This window comes from Pseudomonas sp. LBUM1658, assembly GCF_059716055.1.
Genome location: NZ_CP166798.1, coordinates 853,343 through 869,200 on the forward strand (window position 1 = coordinate 853,343; position 15,858 = coordinate 869,200).

8 protein-coding genes and 1 rRNA gene are annotated in these 15,858 nt (G+C 60.3%); 5 read left to right on the forward strand and 4 right to left on the reverse strand.

What is annotated here, in order from left to right; genetic code table 11:
* The first annotated feature begins 74 nt into the window (after positions 1–74).
* The 4 genes from rrf to recD all read left to right on the forward strand — a co-directional run bounded on the left by rrf (position 75) and on the right by recD (position 9,597).
* Positions 75–190: ribosomal RNA gene (rrf, locus tag ACA064_RS03910) — 5S ribosomal RNA — on the forward strand.
* A 181-nt stretch (positions 191–371) separates the two neighbouring features.
* A complete protein-coding gene (recC, locus tag ACA064_RS03915) occupies positions 372–3,824 on the forward strand; it encodes an exodeoxyribonuclease V subunit gamma (RefSeq protein ID WP_497672204.1) in 3,453 nt (1,150 codons plus the stop codon).
* Complete coding sequence (gene recB / locus ACA064_RS03920; RefSeq protein ID WP_497672205.1) at positions 3,821–7,513, forward strand: exodeoxyribonuclease V subunit beta; 3,693 nt, start codon at positions 3,821–3,823, stop codon at positions 7,511–7,513. Before recC ends, recB begins: the two co-directional genes overlap by 4 nt.
* Positions 7,510–9,597 (forward strand): exodeoxyribonuclease V subunit alpha, encoded by a 2,088-nt coding sequence (gene recD, locus ACA064_RS03925; RefSeq protein ID WP_497672206.1) that lies wholly within the window; start codon positions 7,510–7,512, stop codon positions 9,595–9,597. The genes recB and recD overlap by 4 nt, the downstream gene beginning before the upstream one ends.
* Positions 9,598–9,797: 200 nt before the next feature.
* Here the strand turns inward: recD and ACA064_RS03930 are convergent, their stop codons facing one another.
* From ACA064_RS03930 to ACA064_RS03945, 4 genes are all read right to left on the reverse strand, one after another.
* Entirely contained in the window at positions 9,798–11,339 is a 1,542-nt protein-coding gene (locus ACA064_RS03930; RefSeq protein ID WP_497672207.1) for an amino acid ABC transporter permease/ATP-binding protein, read from the reverse strand.
* 108 nt (positions 11,340–11,447) lie between these two features.
* Entirely contained in the window at positions 11,448–12,245 is a 798-nt protein-coding gene (locus ACA064_RS03935; RefSeq protein WP_497672208.1) for an ABC transporter substrate-binding protein, read from the reverse strand.
* 44 nt (positions 12,246–12,289) lie between these two features.
* A complete protein-coding gene (locus ACA064_RS03940; RefSeq protein WP_497672209.1) occupies positions 12,290–13,348 on the reverse strand; it encodes an isopenicillin N synthase family dioxygenase in 1,059 nt (352 codons plus the stop codon).
* A gap of 12 nt (positions 13,349–13,360) precedes the next feature.
* Positions 13,361–14,212, reverse strand: a complete 852-nt coding sequence (locus ACA064_RS03945) for a sugar phosphate isomerase/epimerase family protein (protein WP_497672210.1) — start codon at positions 14,210–14,212, stop codon at positions 13,361–13,363.
* 373 nt (positions 14,213–14,585) lie between these two features.
* Between ACA064_RS03945 and dgcN the strand changes: the two genes are divergently transcribed.
* On the forward strand, positions 14,586–15,854 hold the full coding sequence (dgcN, locus tag ACA064_RS03950) for a diguanylate cyclase DgcN/YfiN (protein WP_497674166.1): 1,269 nt from the start codon (positions 14,586–14,588) through the stop codon (positions 15,852–15,854).
* The last annotated feature ends 4 nt before the right edge of the window (positions 15,855–15,858 follow it).

Here is a 15,858-nt window from a genome sequence, read left to right on the forward strand (position 1 = left end):
AAAACACCAAGCTATCACATACCCATTCGCTGGAGCGTGAACCTGAAAAGGCCCACGACCCGGCTACCGAATTTCTTGACGACCATAGAGCATTGGAACCACCTGATCCCATCCCGAACTCAGCAGTGAAACGATGCATCGCCGATGGTAGTGTGGGGTTTCCCCATGTGAGAGTAGGTCATCGTCAAGATTAAATTCCAAAACCCCTATCTGCGTATGCAGGTAGGGGTTTTGTTTTTGTGGCTGGAAAAGCAGCAGCAAGCGAGAAGCGGTTTTGTACCCGACGCGAACTTCGCTTGCGGCTTGAAGCTTGAAGCTTGAAGCTGCTTCAATGTCCCTCCCTCGCTTTTGCATTCTTCAAGGAAGCCGCTATGCCGGACGCGACGTCACTCAATGCTGCTTTTATGGTGGTTCAAAGCAACAGCCTGGAAGAACTGCGCAGTCTGGTGATCAACGTAATGCGGCGTTATCCGCTGGCCCCCCTGGAAAATGAAATCGCCCTGGTGCAAAGCAACGGTATCGCCCAGTGGCTGAAGCTGGCATTGGCTGAAGACCCGGAAGCGGGGGATACGGGCGGCTGCGGCATAGCAGCCGCGATTGATGTGCAACTGCCGGGCAGCTTTATGTGGCAGCTCTATCGTATGGTGCTGGGCCGTGATGAGATTCCGGCCAAATCCCTGCTGGATAAAGCCCCACTAACCTGGCGGCTGATGCGTTTGTTGCCCGAGCTGATCGATCAGCCGCACTTCGAGCCCCTGCAACGCTTCCTCACTCACGACACCGACCTGCGCAAGCGCTACCAACTGGCCGAGCGCCTGGCGGATCTGTTTGACCAATACCAGGTGTATCGAGCCGACTGGCTGGAAGACTGGGCAGCCGGTCGCCATCAACTACGTAATGTCAGGGGCGAAGCCACGGCACTGACACCCGCCAACTGCTGGCAGGCCGAATTGTGGCGTGCACTGCTGCTGGATGTCGGTGCAGAAGGCATGGCGCAAAGCCGTGCCGGAGTCCATCAACGCTTCATCGAGCGCATCAACAGCCTGGACGCGGCACCAAAAGGTTTGCCCTCCCGAGTGATCGTTTTCGGTATTTCTTCACTGCCTGCTCAAGCCCTTGAAGCGCTCGCCGGATTGGCGCGTTTCAGTCAGGTTCTGCTGTGCGTACATAACCCATGTCGGCACCATTGGACGGACATCGTCGCCGATAAAGACCTGTTACGGCATCAATACAAGCGCCAGGCGCGCAAGCCCGGCATGCCCTTGGTGCTCGACCCGCAAACCCTGCATCAACATGCTCATCCGTTGCTGGCTGCCTGGGGTAAACAGGGGCGTGACTACATCAATTTGCTCGACAGTTATGACGACCCCAACAGCTATAGTTCGGCCTTTCGCGATGGGCGAATCGATCTGTTCAGCGAAAACCAGCCGCAGAATATGCTCAACCAGTTGCAGGACGATATCCTCGAGTTACGTCCACTGAATGAGACCCGTGAGCTCTGGCCCGCGATAGATCCTGCACAGGACCAGTCGATCCGTTTTCACATTGCCCACAGCGCCCAGCGTGAAGTGGAAATCCTTCACGACCAACTCCTCGAGCGCTTCAGCGCCAATCCACTATTGAACCCTCGCGATGTGATCGTGATGGTTCCGGATATCGACAGTTATGCGCCGCATATCCGTGCGGTATTCGGCCAGCTCGAGCGAGATGACCGACGCTTCATTCCCTTCACGCTTGCCGACCAGGGCCAGCGCGGTCGCGACCCGCTGCTGATCGCCGTGGAACATCTGCTCAAGCTGCCAGACAGTCGTTTCCCGGTCAGCGAGATTCTCGACCTGCTGGATGTACCAGCCTTACGCGCTCGTTTCGGCATAGAGGAACGCGACCTGCCGACCTTGCATCGCTGGATTGAAGGCGCCGGTATTCGCTGGGGCATGAACGCCGAACAACGCGCCGGGCTTGGTCTGCCGGATGAACTGGAGCAGAACAGCTGGCGTTTCGGCCTGCGCCGGATGCTGCTTGGTTATGCGGTAGGCAGCGGCGCTGCGTGTGACGGCATCGAACCTTACGATGAAATCGGCGGTCTTGACGCCGCGTTGATCGGCCCGCTGGTGGCTTTACTCGATGCGCTGCATATTGCCCACCAAGAGCTCACCCAACCCGCGTCACCGAAAAAATGGGGTGAACGTCTGCAAGCACTGGTGCAGCTATTTTTCCTGGCCAGTAATGAACATGACGACTACCTCCTGGCCCAGCTCGAAGAGTTGCGCGAAAGCTGGCTGGATACCTGCGAGTCGGTTGGTTTGCAAGATGAGTTACCGCTGACCGTGGTCCGCGAGGCCTGGCTGGCCGGTCTCGACCAGGGCCGGCTCTCGCAGCGCTTTTTGGCCGGTGCGGTGAATTTCTGCACCTTGATGCCGATGCGCGCGATTCCTTTCAAACTGGTCTGCCTGCTTGGCATGAACGACGGCGACTACCCGCGTGCGCAGCCGCCGCTGGACTTCGATCTGATGGGCAGCGATTACCGTCCCGGCGACCGTTCGCGGCGCGAGGATGATCGCTACCTGCTGCTCGAGGCTTTGCTCTCGGCGCGGGATCAGCTGTATATCAGTTGGGTCGGGCGCAGCATTCGCGACAACAGCGAGCGTCCGGCATCGGTGTTGATCGGCCAATTGCGCGATCATCTGGCCAGCGGCTGGCGGCTGTCCAATAGCGATGAATCGCTGCTTGAGGCAATGACCCAGGAGCATCCACTGCAACCCTTCAGTGCACGCTACTTCCATGAAGGCGACGAGTTGTTCAGTTACGCTCGAGAGTGGCAGTTGCTGCATCAGCCATCGGCAGATACCAGCGAACTTCCAGCGCTCGCGGCCTACCACCAGGAGGAGCCGCTGAGCCTGGGCTTGCTGCAGGACTTCCATCGAAACCCGGTGCGACATTTCTTCAGTCAGCGGCTCAAGGTGTTTTTCGAAGCCGCCGAGGTGCCGCTGGCGGATGAGGAACCCTTTGTCCTTGATGCGTTGCAACGCTATAGCCTGAGCGACAGCTTGCTGGAAGCCGCGCTTGGCCATGGGGATCAGCCGGATCAGGCGTTGGCAGCCCAGGCAAAACGCCTGCAGGGTTGCGGTCTGTTACCGATGGCCGGGTTTGGTGAACGCCTGCAACAGGAACTGATCGAGCCTTTGCCAGATTTGCTGCAGCGCTATCAGCAGCTGTTGGCGTTATGGCCGACACCCCTCAACAGTGCCTTGCCAGTGAGTCTCGAACTGCACGGGATCGGTCTTGAAGGCTGGCTCAGTGGGCTGCATCAACGCAGCGATGGCGGACTATTGGCTGTCACCACCATCCCCAACAGTATTGGTTCGATCAAGACCCGCAAATGGCATCGACTGACCCGCCCCTGGGTTAATCATCTGGCGGCCTGTGCCAGCGGGTTGTCGATGACCACGGCGCTGGTGGCCAGTGACGACACCTTGTTGTTGCCTGCGCTGGAGAAGAACGCAGCACTGAAAATCTTGGGCGATCTGTTGCAGGCCTGGCAATTCGGCATGCGTCAGCCAATACCGGTTGCGGTAAAAACCGCCTTCGCCTGGCTGGGGCAGACTGATCCACTCAAAGCCGAAGCGGCCGCGCGCAAAGCCTATGAGGGCGACGGTCAAACCACCGATGGCGAGCGTCGCGAAAGCCCGGCCCTGGCCCGGCAATTCGCCGATTACAGCGCTCTGGTCGCTGACGAAGCCTTCGCCAACTGGTGCGACGCGCTTTATCGCCCGCTGCTTGAAGCTCCGTGGCGATCATTGGCTACTGAGGAGGCTCGCGCATGACCACCAAGACACCTCTGGCATTGGCGTTCCCCCTGCGTGGCAGCCAGCTGATCGAAGCCAGCGCCGGGACCGGCAAGACCTTCACCATTTCTGCACTCTATCTACGCCTGGTGCTCGGCCACGGGGGCGAGCCCGCCGGCTTCGGCCGCGAGTTGCTGCCGCCGCAGATTCTGGTGGTGACCTTCACCGATGCCGCGACCAAGGAGCTGCGTGAGCGTATCCGCACTCGTCTGGCCGAAGCGGCGCGGTTTTTCCGCGATGAAACGCCGGCACCGGATGACCTGATCAACCAGTTGCGCGAGGAATACCGCCCGGAGCAATGGCCAGGCTGTGCCAATCGCCTGGACATCGCGGCGCAATGGATGGACGAGGCGGCCGTCTCGACGATCCACAGTTGGTGTCAGCGCATGTTGCGCGAACATGCCTTCGACAGTGGCAGCCTGTTTACCCAGACCCTGGAAACCGACCACAGCGACTTGCTCGGTGAAGTGCTGCGCGATTACTGGCGGCTGTTTTGCTACCCGATGCAGGGTGATGCACTGAACTGGGTGCGTGCCAACTGGGGCGGTCCTGCCGCTTTGTTACCTCGAGTCCGCGCCTTGTTTGCCAGCGAGCGCGACAACTCACATGGGAAAGCCCCCGCCGAGCTGATTGCCGAATGCCTGCAAGAGCGACGCGAAGCATTGGTGCAACTCAAGACGCCCTGGCTGCAATGGGCGGCCGAGCTGCGCGAGATCTGCCTGCAAGCGGTCGCCAACAAGGTCGTCGATGGACGAAAGATGCAGGCCCGCTACTTCGAGCCCTGGTTCGAAAAAATCAGCGCCTGGGCCGCGGATGAATCCCAGGAGCAACTGGATATCGGTACCGGTTTTAGTCGATTGACGCCGGACGGCATGGCCGAGGCCTGGAAAGGCCAGGCACCGAGCCATCCAGGACTGGACGCGATGCCCGGGCTCAAAGCCAGCCTGGATGCCTTGCCGACCCCGGATGCCGCGGTCCTGCAACATGCTGCGCAGTGGGTCGGTGCACGCTTTGAAGAAGAGAAGCGCCGGCGCGCCGAGATGGGCTTCGACGACATGCTGCTGCGCCTCGACGCGGCACTGCAAGCCGACGGCGGCGAGCGCCTGGCGACCTTGATTCGCGAGCAATTCCCGGTCGCGTTGATCGATGAGTTCCAGGACACCGACCCGGTGCAGTACCGGATTTTCGAGAGCATTTACCGCATCGAAGATAACAATCCCGAATGCGGACTGTTCTTGATCGGTGACCCGAAGCAGGCGATCTACGCCTTCCGCGGCGCCGATATCTACACCTACCTGCGCGCGCGCCAGGCCACCACTGGCCGCTTGCATACCTTGGGCACCAACTTCCGCTCCAGCCATGGAATGGTCACCGCGGTGAACCACGTGTTCGAGCGCGCCGAGTCCCGTTCACTCGGGCGTGGAGCGTTTCTATTCAGGGAAACCAGCGGCGACAACCCGGTACCCTTTCTGCCCGTGGCCTCTCAGGGACGCAAAGAAGTCTTGCAGATCGATGGCCAGCAGCCGCCTGCGTTGAACATCTGGCAATTGTCCGCTGAACAGCCAGTGTCCGGTGTGGTTTACCGGCAGCAACTGGCCGCCGCCTGTGCCAGCGAAATCGTCGCGCTGCTCAATGGCGGTCAGCAGGGGCGAGCGGGGTTTGTTCGAGACGGTGATGAATTGCGGGGGCTGCTTCCGGCCGATATCGCGATTCTGGTGCGCGATGGCAAAGAAGCCCAGGCGGTACGCGCCGAGCTGTCCGCCCGAGGTGTACGCAGCGTTTACCTGTCGGACAAGGATTCAGTGTTCGCTGCCCAGGAAGCTCATGACGTACTGGCATGGCTCAAGGCCTGCGCCGAGCCGGATGTCGAACGGCCGTTACGTGCAGCATTGGCCTGTATCACGCTGAACCTGCCGCTGGCCGAACTGGAACGCTTGAATCAGGACGAACTGGCCAGGGAAGCACGGGTCATGCAGTTCCGCGGTTATCGGGCAATCTGGCGCAGCCAGGGGGTGCTGCCGATGCTGCGCCGTCTGCTGCATGACTTCCAGTTGCCTCAGGCTTTGATTGTTCGCAGCGATGGCGAGCGGGTGCTGACCAATCTGCTGCACCTGTCCGAATTGCTGCAGCAGGCCGCCGCCGAACTCGATGGCGAACAAGCCTTGATCCGGCATCTGGCCGAGCATCTGGCGCTGTCCGGGCAGGCCGGCGAGGAACAGATTCTGCGGCTGGAAAGTGACGAGCAACTGGTCAAAGTGGTAACCATCCACAAGTCCAAAGGCCTGGAATACCCCTTGGTGTTTCTGCCGTTTATCTGCTCGGCCAAACCGGTGGATGGCAGTCGCCTGCCGCTGCATTACCACGACGCCGCAGGCAAGGCACAGGTGTCGTTGAAACCGACCACCGAGCTGATTGCCCAGGCGGATGAAGAGCGTCTGGCCGAAGACCTGCGCTTGCTCTACGTGGCATTGACTCGTGCGCAACACGCTTTGTGGTTGGGTGTCACAGACCTCAAGCGCGGCAATAACAACAGTTCGGTCCTGCACCTCTCGGCGCTGGGTTATCTGCTGGGTGGTGGCGCGCCGTTGACCGAGTCGGCTGGCTTGAGCCGCTGGCTGGAAGACTTGCAGGAAGGCTGCCCGGCACTGAGCTACCGTGAAATGCCGCTAGCCACCGATGAATGCTTCCATCCGCCGCGCAACGAAGCACGTTTGCTCGCGCCGCTGATCCCCAAACGCAAGGCTGCGGAGAACTGGTGGATCGCCTCCTATAGCGCCCTGCGTATTGGCGAGCGCATGAGCGCCGGCAGCGACGAAGCGCCGGAAAGCCCGCAAGCGCAGAAGCTCTTCGACGATGAGCGACTCGATCCGGATGCTCCTCGGGAAGTGATTGCCAGCGGTGGCGATATCCACCATTTCCCCCGTGGACCGAACCCGGGGACCTTTCTTCACGGACTGCTGGAGTGGGCGGGTGACGAAGGTTTTGCCGCGGATCGACAAAGTATCGAAGACGCCATCGGCCGGCGCTGCAACCGCCGTGGTTGGGAAGGCTGGATCGGCACCTTGAGCGACTGGCTGCAGCACCTGCTGCAAGCGCCATTATCGATCGGTGCCGGACAGCCGCCCGTGGTGTTCGAGCAATTGACACAGTACCGGGTCGAGATGGAATTCTGGTTCGCCAGCCATAAAGTCGACGTGCTCAAACTCGATGAACTGGTGCGCCAATACACCCATAACGGCGTGGCCCGGGTGGCGGCCGAACCGGTGTTGCTCAATGGCATGTTCAAAGGCTTTATCGACCTGACGTTCGAGCATCAGGGGCGTTACTACGTCGCCGATTACAAATCCAACTGGCTGGGTGTCGATGATTCGGTCTACACCGAGCAGGCGATGGAACAGTCGATTCTCGACAACCGCTACGACCTGCAATACGTGTTGTACCTGCTGGCCTTGCATCGCCAGCTCAAGGCGCGGCTGACCGATTACGACTACGAACGGCACATGGGTGGGGCGCTTTATCTGTTTTTACGTGGCACCCAGGCCGCGAGCCGCGGCGTGTATTTCAGCCGTCCGCCTCGGGAGTTGATCGAACGTCTGGACCGACTATTCCAGGGCAAACCGGAACAACCCAAGGCCGAACCCGCCTGGGAACAGGGAGTACTGCTATGAATCGTTCCTTTGCCGATTTGCTGCCGACGTCGCTGGCCGCAGAAAGCCTGGCCGATCTGGCGCCCTTGAGTCGAGCCGAGGATCTGCTGCTGTTGCTGGAGCGCTGGGTCGAACGCGGCTGGCTGAGAGCGCTGGACAAGGCCTTTGTCGCCTTCCTTCATGAACTGGACCCCCAGGGCGACCCGTTGGTGTTGCTGGCGGCAGCGTTGACCAGCCATCAACTGGGCCACGGACACGTCTGCCTGGATCTGTTCGAGACCCTCAAGGAACCGGACTTCGCCCTGTCGTTGCCGCCGGAAGGCGAGGTGCCGAGCGCTGCCATGTTGTTGCCTTCGCAACTGCTCGAAGCGTTGGAAGGCGCGCACTGGTGCAAGGTTCTGGCCTTGAGCAAATTGGTCGCGCTGGCCGTCGATGTCAGTGACGAGGCCCGGCAGCGGCCATTGGTGTTGTCCGGCAAGCGTTTGTATTTGCGCCGTTACTGGGCTTACGAGCGGCGCATCGACAGCGCCCTGCGTCAACGTCTGGCGGCGGAAGAAGCAACACCCGATCATCTGTCGGAACGGTTGAGCAGCTTGTTTGGTGTGGCCGGTAGCGAGGCGCCGATCGACTGGCAGAAACTCGCCTGCGCCCTGGCCACTCGCGCAGCCTTCAGCATCATCACCGGCGGCCCCGGCACAGGCAAGACCACCACCGTGGTACGTCTGCTGGCACTGCTGCAGGCGCCGGCGGTGGAAGCCGGCAAACCGCTGCGCATCCGCCTTGCCGCCCCCACCGGCAAGGCCGCCGCACGGTTGACCGAATCCATCAGTCAACAGGTCCGTACCCTGGCTGTCCCGCAAAACGTGCGGGACAAGATCCCCACTGAAGTCACCACCGTGCACCGCCTGCTTGGCAGTCGTCCGGGCACCCGGCATTTTCGTCACCATGCCGGCAACCGCTTGCCGCTGGATGTGCTGGTGGTCGACGAAGCCTCGATGATCGACCTGGAAATGATGGCCAACCTGCTCGACGCCTTGCCGGCCCATGCCCGGTTGGTATTGCTCGGCGACAAGGACCAGTTGGCCTCGGTAGAGGCCGGTGCGGTACTCGGTGATTTGTGCCGCGATGCCGAGGCCGGTTGGTACAGCCCGCAGACTCGCCAATGGCTGGAATCGGTCAGCGGTGAAAGCCTGAGTGCCAGCGCTTTGCACGAAGACACTGAAGGCGCTCATCCATTGGCTCAGCAAGTGGTGATGTTGCGCCACTCCCGGCGATTCGGTGAGGGCAGTGGCATTGGCCAGCTGGCTCGCTGGGTCAACCAGCAACACGCCGATGAGGCACGCAAACTGCTGAACGCGCGCAGCCATGCCGATGTGTTTTCGCTGGCACTCAAGGGCGAGCAGGATCGCGCTCTGGAGCAGCTGGTGCTGGAAGGACAGGGCGAAGGCCCGCAGGGTTATCGGCATTACCTGAGCCTGCTGCGCACTCATCGCCCGGCAGTCGACACCGCGCTTGAGGATCCGCGCTGGACCGAATGGGCGCGCGAGGTGTTGCAGGCGTTCGACCGGTTCCAGTTGCTCTGTGCAGTGCGCAAGGGGCCCTGGGGCGTCGAGGGCTTGAATCTGCGCATCACCAGCGCGCTGCTCAAGGCGCGACTGATCGACAGCGACCAACAGTGGTATGAAGGTCGTCCGGTGCTGATGACCCGCAACGATTACGGCCTGGGGTTGATGAATGGTGACATTGGCATCGCCCTGAAACTGCCGGAACGCGATGGTCCACAGGCAGGTAAACAGGTGCTGCGCGTGGCATTCCCGCGCAACGATGGGCAGGGCGGCGTGCGTTTTGTCTTGCCTAGTCGGCTCAATGATGTGGAAACCGTGTTTGCCATGACCGTGCACAAATCCCAGGGGTCGGAATTCGCCCACACCGCATTGATTCTTCCGGATGCGCTGAACCCGGTGTTGACCAAAGAGCTGATCTATACCGGAATAACCCGCGCCAAGGACTGGTTCAGTCTGATCGAGACACGACCCGGCGTGTTCGAAGAAGCGGTGCGGCGCAAGGTCAAACGCTTGAGCGGGTTGATGCTGGAACTCGGGTGATATTAGGACCGGGCGCATAACCTGTGGCGAGGGGGCTTGCCCCCGCTGGGGCGCGCAGCGGCCCTAAAATCTGCAACTGTGGTTTTTCAGGCAGATCGCGTCCGCAGGTTTTACGACTGCTGCGCAGCCGAACGGGGCGATGCGGCGTTCCGACAAGCCCCCTCGCCACACAGTGAGAGCTTGCCTCCAAACCTGGCAATCTACCCCACCATCGCCAGCGGCACTTCACTCGCAGCGGGCAGCCCCATAAAGCGTCGAACCCGCTCCCCCTCCTGCTCATTGCGAATGGCGTGCGGGCTTGCATCCAGCTGAATATGCCCGCCTTCCATGAAAATCACCCGATCGGAAATCGACATCGCGAAGTCCATTTCGTGGGTCACGATCAGCATGGTCATGCCTTCCTTGGCCAAATCGCGGATCACGTTCAATACGTCGCCCACCAGCTCCGGATCGAGGGCTGAAGTCGGTTCGTCGAACAGCATGATCTGCGGTTCCATCGCCAATGCCCGGGCAATCGCTACCCGTTGCTGCTGGCCGCCGGACAGCTGATGCGGGTATTTGTGGGCGTGGGCCAGCAATCCGACTTTATCCAGCAGCGCATAGGCCCGCTGTTCGCTCAAGGTTCTGGCACTGCCGTGGAAGCGCGGCGCCAGGGTGATGTTGTCGAGAATGCAGCGATGGGGGAACAGGTTGAAGCTCTGGAAGACCATCCCGATATGCCGCACACCCTGACGGACTTTGCTGCTGTGAAGGTTATCACCGGCGTTGATGAAGCTTTCGCCGAACAGCATGATTTCACCTTGATCAATGCTCTCAAGGCCGTTGACGGTGCGAATCAGCGAAGTCTTGCCCGAGCCGGAAGGACCGATGATGGAGACCACCTGGCCGCTGCCGATCTTCAGGTCGATGCCCTTGAGCACTTCATGGTCGCCGTAACTTTTATGAATATCCTGCAAGTGCAGGATCGAGTCCGCTCCAGAGTGAGTCTGCGTGCGAGCCACAGTGACCTGCGACGAGATGGTCGACTTGAGTTCGGCGACGGCGGCGTCGTCGAGGGTTTTCGGCTTGCGTTGGTTCAAGTCCAGGGAGTGTTCCAGGCGCTGCAGTAACCAGCCGAACACGCTGACGATCAGCACGTAGTACACCGCCACCGCCGCCAGGGTTTCCATCACCAGGAAGTTTTGCGCATACAGGCGTTGGCCGACGGTGAGCAGTTCGGTCAGGGAAATCACCGAGATCAGCGACGTCAGTTTCACCACGGTGATGTATTCGTTGATCAGCGTCGGTAAGGAAATACGAAACGCCTGGGGAATCACGATCAGCCGTTGCAGCCCCACCAGACCAATACCCAAGGCCCGTCCGGCTTCCTTCTGACCCTTGGCGACCGAAATCAGGCCGCCGCGATGGATTTCCGCCATATACGCCGCTTCGGTCACCACCAGGGCGAACAGTCCGGAATAGAACGGGTTGGACAACACCGAACCGGTGGCCGGAAACAGCTGCGGCAGGTTGTAGACAAACACCACCAGCACCAGCAGCGGAATACTGCGAAAAAACCAGATGTACACCGACGCTGGTGTCCTGAGCCAGGCAGCGCTGGACAGCTTGGCCGACGCCAGCAAAAAGCCCAGAAGCATACCGATGAACCACGCCAGGGCGCTGAGTTCAATCACCGTGACACAGGCATGCCAGAAGCTCGACATTGAGAACAGGGAGAAAAAGTAAGACCAATCGAATTGCATAAACACCTCAAGCCGCCGTATGTCGCTGAAGTCGTGGCGCGCGGGCAAGCCACGCTCCCACAGGTTGGGGACAGTCCTTGTGGGGGCGGGTTCGCCCGCAATAGCTCGTCAGTCAGCTATTGGTTCCAGGTTGTACTTGCTCAGGATCGTCGCGTACTCGCCGCTTTTCTTGACTTCAGCGAAGGCCTTGAGCAGCGCCTGATACGCTGCGTCGTTACCTTTCTTGACGAAGATACCAAGGGTTTGCTGATAGATCGGGTGTTTGGTCGTCACCACCACTCGACCATTGGTGCGCTCGGCGATCATCTTCGCGGCGCCAGCGATTTCCACCTGGGCCTGGATGTTTTTCGACAGCAGCGCCTGAGTGACTTCCGGTGCCGACGGGTATTCGCTCACGCTAATGGCGCCCTTGTTGTTCGGCACGCAGTATTCGGTCGAGAGCTTCTGCAGTTGGCCAACCCAGGTGGTGCCCTGTTCCAGTCCGACTTTCAGGCCGCAGAGGTCTTCCGGGGTTTGCAGATTCAGACCGCTGTCTTTCGGGGCCATGATTGCCGCGCCGGTTTTCGCGTAGGCAATGGTCATGGCCTGAGTCTGGCGTTCCGGGGTGATGTACATGCCGGAGATGATTGCGTCATAGCGCCCGGCATTCAGGCCGAGGATCAGGCTAGGGAATTTGGTGTCGACGAACTCGGCTTTCGCTTGCAGATGTTTGGCCAGCGCGTGGCCGAGCTCCGGGTCGGAACCGACGACGTTTTTCTCGGCATCGTAGGACTCGAACGGTGGGTAGGTGATTTCCATGCCGATCTTCAACTGGCCCGGTGTTGCGGTAGTGGCAAGGCTGGCAGTGGCGCAGAGCAGGCCGGCGGCGAGCAGGGTCAGGCGCGATGCGGTGTTTTTAGTGAACATGTTCGATGACTCCAGAGTAGGGACGTAGTGGCCGACGACAGGGTTCAGGAAGGCTGCGCCTGGTTTTTCAAATGGCCGAAGCTCGATGGCTTGCGGGCCTTTTCTGGAAGCTGGATGTCGCCAGCTTCGACCCGCTTGCGCAGGTATTGGTAAGTCTGCAAAGCCTGGCCGTACATGTGTTCGCCGATAGCGATCTGTTCATAGTCGTGTTCGGCTTTGGCAAAGCTGGGTAGCGGTTTGATCTGGGTATGGAAGTCGCAGGCGTAGAACAGCGGGAAGGAGTAGCGTTCTTCACTCACCGTGCGCACGCGGTGGGCGGTCGCCACGAAGGCGCCTGCGGTCATGACTTCGAGCATGTCGCCGATGTTCACCACGAAAGCGCCTGGAATCGGCGGCGCATCAATCCATTGGCCGAGGTCGTTCATCACCTCCAGCCCCGGTTTGTCAGCCAGCAAAATGGTGAAGCACTCGTAGTCGGTGTGCGCGCCGATACCGGGTGCATCCTGGACCGTGTCATCGAAGGGGTAGTGGATCAGCCGCAGCTTGGAGGGTGGACGGGTGACCATGCTGTCGAAATAGTCTTCTTCCAGGCCCAATGCCAGGGCAAAGCCACTGAACAACCGTCGACCGAGGGCGAAAATCGCATCGTAGTAGGCCTGCACCGCTTCCTTGAAACCGGGGAGCGACGGCCATTCATTCGGGCCGAGCAGTGGGGTATTAGCCAGCACCAGCGGGTCGTTGGCCGGGACTTCGAAGCCGATATCGAAAGCTTCCTTGTGATCCGGTTTGCCCTTGGCGTAAACCTCTTCGCCTTCCGGGACATACCCTTTGTGGGTCTTCGAGGTGCCGATGTAGTGCTGCATCTTGGCGTCGAAGGGCTGAGCGAAATAGTCCCTGGCAGCCTGGCGCAAGTTGGCGATCAGCCGCGGATCAATACCGTGACTGGTGATATAGAGAAAGCCGACGTCGCTGGCGGCCGCTCCGAGCTGCTCGGCGACGGCCAGGCGATGTTCCAGTTCGACGCTGAACAGGCCGGCGATATCCACCACCGGAATCCTGTTGAAGTTGGCTTGGGCCGGACTGTTATTGATCTTCTCAGGCATGACGCAAAAACCTCACAGGCGGGTTGAGTGGTTGAAGCGATCGAAGTGTTCGCGCTCGGTTCTGGCCATCCAGATATTCAGCGACCAGAGGTCGGCGACCGGCACATTGGTGAAGGGCAGGTGATGCAAATAGCCGTCGGCGCCGAACTCTGGCGTCAGGGTGCTGACCTGATAGCCGCGAGCCTGCTGGGAGCGCCAGATGGCTTCCCAGTGCTGTTGATGGAAGGCCAGTTCCCGGGCGTACTCCGGGGCGGCGGGGTGGGGAACCTGCGGGCCCTGGTCATAACCGACCCGGGCCTGGATATGGTGCACCCGCTCGACGAAGGCACTCAGGTCATCCTCCGGGTCATCCAACAAGCGCTCGCAGGTAACGATCCAATGGCTGATATCGCTGGTGAAGCGCAGGTCGGGCAGTTGCCGGATCAACTCAAGGGTCAACCAGGGGTTGAACAGCGAGCGCGAACGGTGGGTTTCGAAGCTGCAGATTTGCCCGTGCTTGCGCGCAAGTGTCATGGCCTGACCGAAGAACTCCACCTGCTGCGCCAGAGGCCAGCGGTCATTGCCGCCCAGCACATTGACGAAGCGTGGTTTGAGTTCGGCGGCCCAGCCGAGTTTTCGGTCCAGATCAAGGAGGTGTTCGGCCGGGGCTGCGGATTGCTTCGGCAGCACGTCATAGGCGGTAAACACCGTGCTGATATAACCGACTCGATTGGCCTGTAAAAAGGCCCCGAACTCGGCTCGCTCGCGGGGTTCCACTGGCAGGCGGGCTTCCATGCCGTCGAAGCCGGCTTGCAGCAACTCATCGAGTGCCTGAGCCTTGCTCGCGGTATAGCCCCAGAGGGTACGGAATATTTCAAGTTTCATCGGCGAACCTCCACGATTCCTTAGAGCTACTCAAGGCTCGACGGCGGTCGATGACCGGATCGGGCTGTTACGGCAGTAGTCAAAGGTTTCCATGAGCCGGATCTCTGGGTATCCGTGCTCAATCGATCGTTGTTAATTTTTATTGTTATCAGGGCCGCTGGCGGCCGCAGGTACGTTGGCGCCGATGGTAGGCAGGACGCGGGGCCGGGAAGAATAGGAAACTCAAAATTGTTACTTCAGACTTTTCTGAACAATTAGGCGCCTATCTATCAGCGCAGTTTCGTGAAGGTTTCAGCGGCTGTGCTACCGTTTGGGCATCGCCCTGACGATTGAAGAGAATCCCTGCATGGATGTGGACGGTAACGCCGGTCCCATGAAGCTCCTGCGCCAGCACAGCCGTCCTACATTGCACTCGGTCATAGGCCGCGGACATTGGATCGTTGCGTTGGTGGCGGTGGCCATGGCCAGCCTTTCCTTGACCCTGCTCGGCGTTCTGGCCTTGCGCGGCTATGCCGATCACAACCTGCATTTGATTGCCCGCTCGATCAGCTACACCGTCGAAGCCGCAGTGATGTCCGACGACAAGGTCGCGGTCACTGAAGCGCTGGCGTTGATCGCCTCTACCGAAGAGGTCGCGCAGGCCGAGATCTTCGACGCGCGCGGGCGATTGCTGACGCGTTGGCAGCGCCCGGAATCCGGACTGCTCTCCAGGCTGGAAACGCAGATCGCCCGGGCCTTTCTGGAAAAACCGATCACCCAGCCGATCCTTCATCAGGGCCGGGAAATCGGCAGCATCCTGCTCATTGGACACGGCGGCAGTCTGCTGCGCTTTTTTCTCAGCGGTCTGGCCGGCATTTTGTTGTGTACCACCGTGAGTGCCTGGGTTGCGTTGTATCTGGCGCGCCGTCAGCTTCGAGGACTCATCGCTCCGCTGCGCCACCTGGTCAGTGCCGCCCACGCGGCGCGCATCGAACGAACCTTCGACCGGCGTGTGCCAGTGCTCGAGATTGCCGAGTTCGATAGCCTGGGCAACGACTTCAATGCCTTGCTCGATGAAATGGAAACCTGGCAGACGCAGCTGCAAAACGAAAACCAGTCCCTGGCCCACCAGGCCAGCCATGACAGTCTCACCGGCCTGCCGAACCGGGCGTTTTTCGAAGGCCGGCTGATTCGTGCGTTGCGCAATGCGAAGAAATTCGACGAGCGGGTCGCGGTGTTGTTTCTCGACAATGACCGGTTCAAAGGCATCAACGACAACTTCGGCCACGCAGCCGGTGATGCGGTGTTGGTAGCCGTCGCCACTCGGGTCAAAGCGCAGTTGCGTGAAGAGGATCTGGTGTCGCGCCTGGGCGGTGACGAGTTCGCCATTCTGCTGACGTCCCTGCACAAGAACGAGGACGCCGAGCGCATTGCCGAGAAGATTATTGCCAGCATGGACCTGCCGGTGCGGCTGTCGGGCAGCACCTCAATCCTGACCTCTCTCAGTATCGGCATTGCCATCTACCCCGATCATGGCGCTTCCCCAGGCGCCCTGCTCAATGCCGCCGATGCGGCGATGTATCAAGCCAAATGCCTTTCCCGAGGCGGGCAACACACTGCGGGGGCGGACCTCCCGGCTGCCAATGTTCAAACCGGGGGCTAATCCC

Excerpts from the sequence above, each read along its gene's own strand:
- recC (WP_497672204.1), top strand. The coding sequence starts at position 372 with ATGCCGGACGCGACGTCACTCAATGCTGCTTTTATGGTGGTTCAAAGC.
- recB (WP_497672205.1), top strand. The coding sequence starts at position 3,821 with ATGACCACCAAGACACCTCTGGCATTGGCGTTCCCCCTGCGTGGCAGC.
- recD (WP_497672206.1), top strand. The coding sequence starts at position 7,510 with ATGAATCGTTCCTTTGCCGATTTGCTGCCGACGTCGCTGGCCGCAGAA.
- ACA064_RS03930 (WP_497672207.1), bottom strand. The coding sequence starts at position 11,339 with ATGCAATTCGATTGGTCTTACTTTTTCTCCCTGTTCTCAATGTCGAGC.
- ACA064_RS03935 (WP_497672208.1), bottom strand. The coding sequence starts at position 12,245 with ATGTTCACTAAAAACACCGCATCGCGCCTGACCCTGCTCGCCGCCGGC.
- ACA064_RS03940 (WP_497672209.1), bottom strand. The coding sequence starts at position 13,348 with ATGCCTGAGAAGATCAATAACAGTCCGGCCCAAGCCAACTTCAACAGG.
- ACA064_RS03945 (WP_497672210.1), bottom strand. The coding sequence starts at position 14,212 with ATGAAACTTGAAATATTCCGTACCCTCTGGGGCTATACCGCGAGCAAG.
- dgcN (WP_497674166.1), top strand. The coding sequence starts at position 14,586 with ATGAAGCTCCTGCGCCAGCACAGCCGTCCTACATTGCACTCGGTCATA.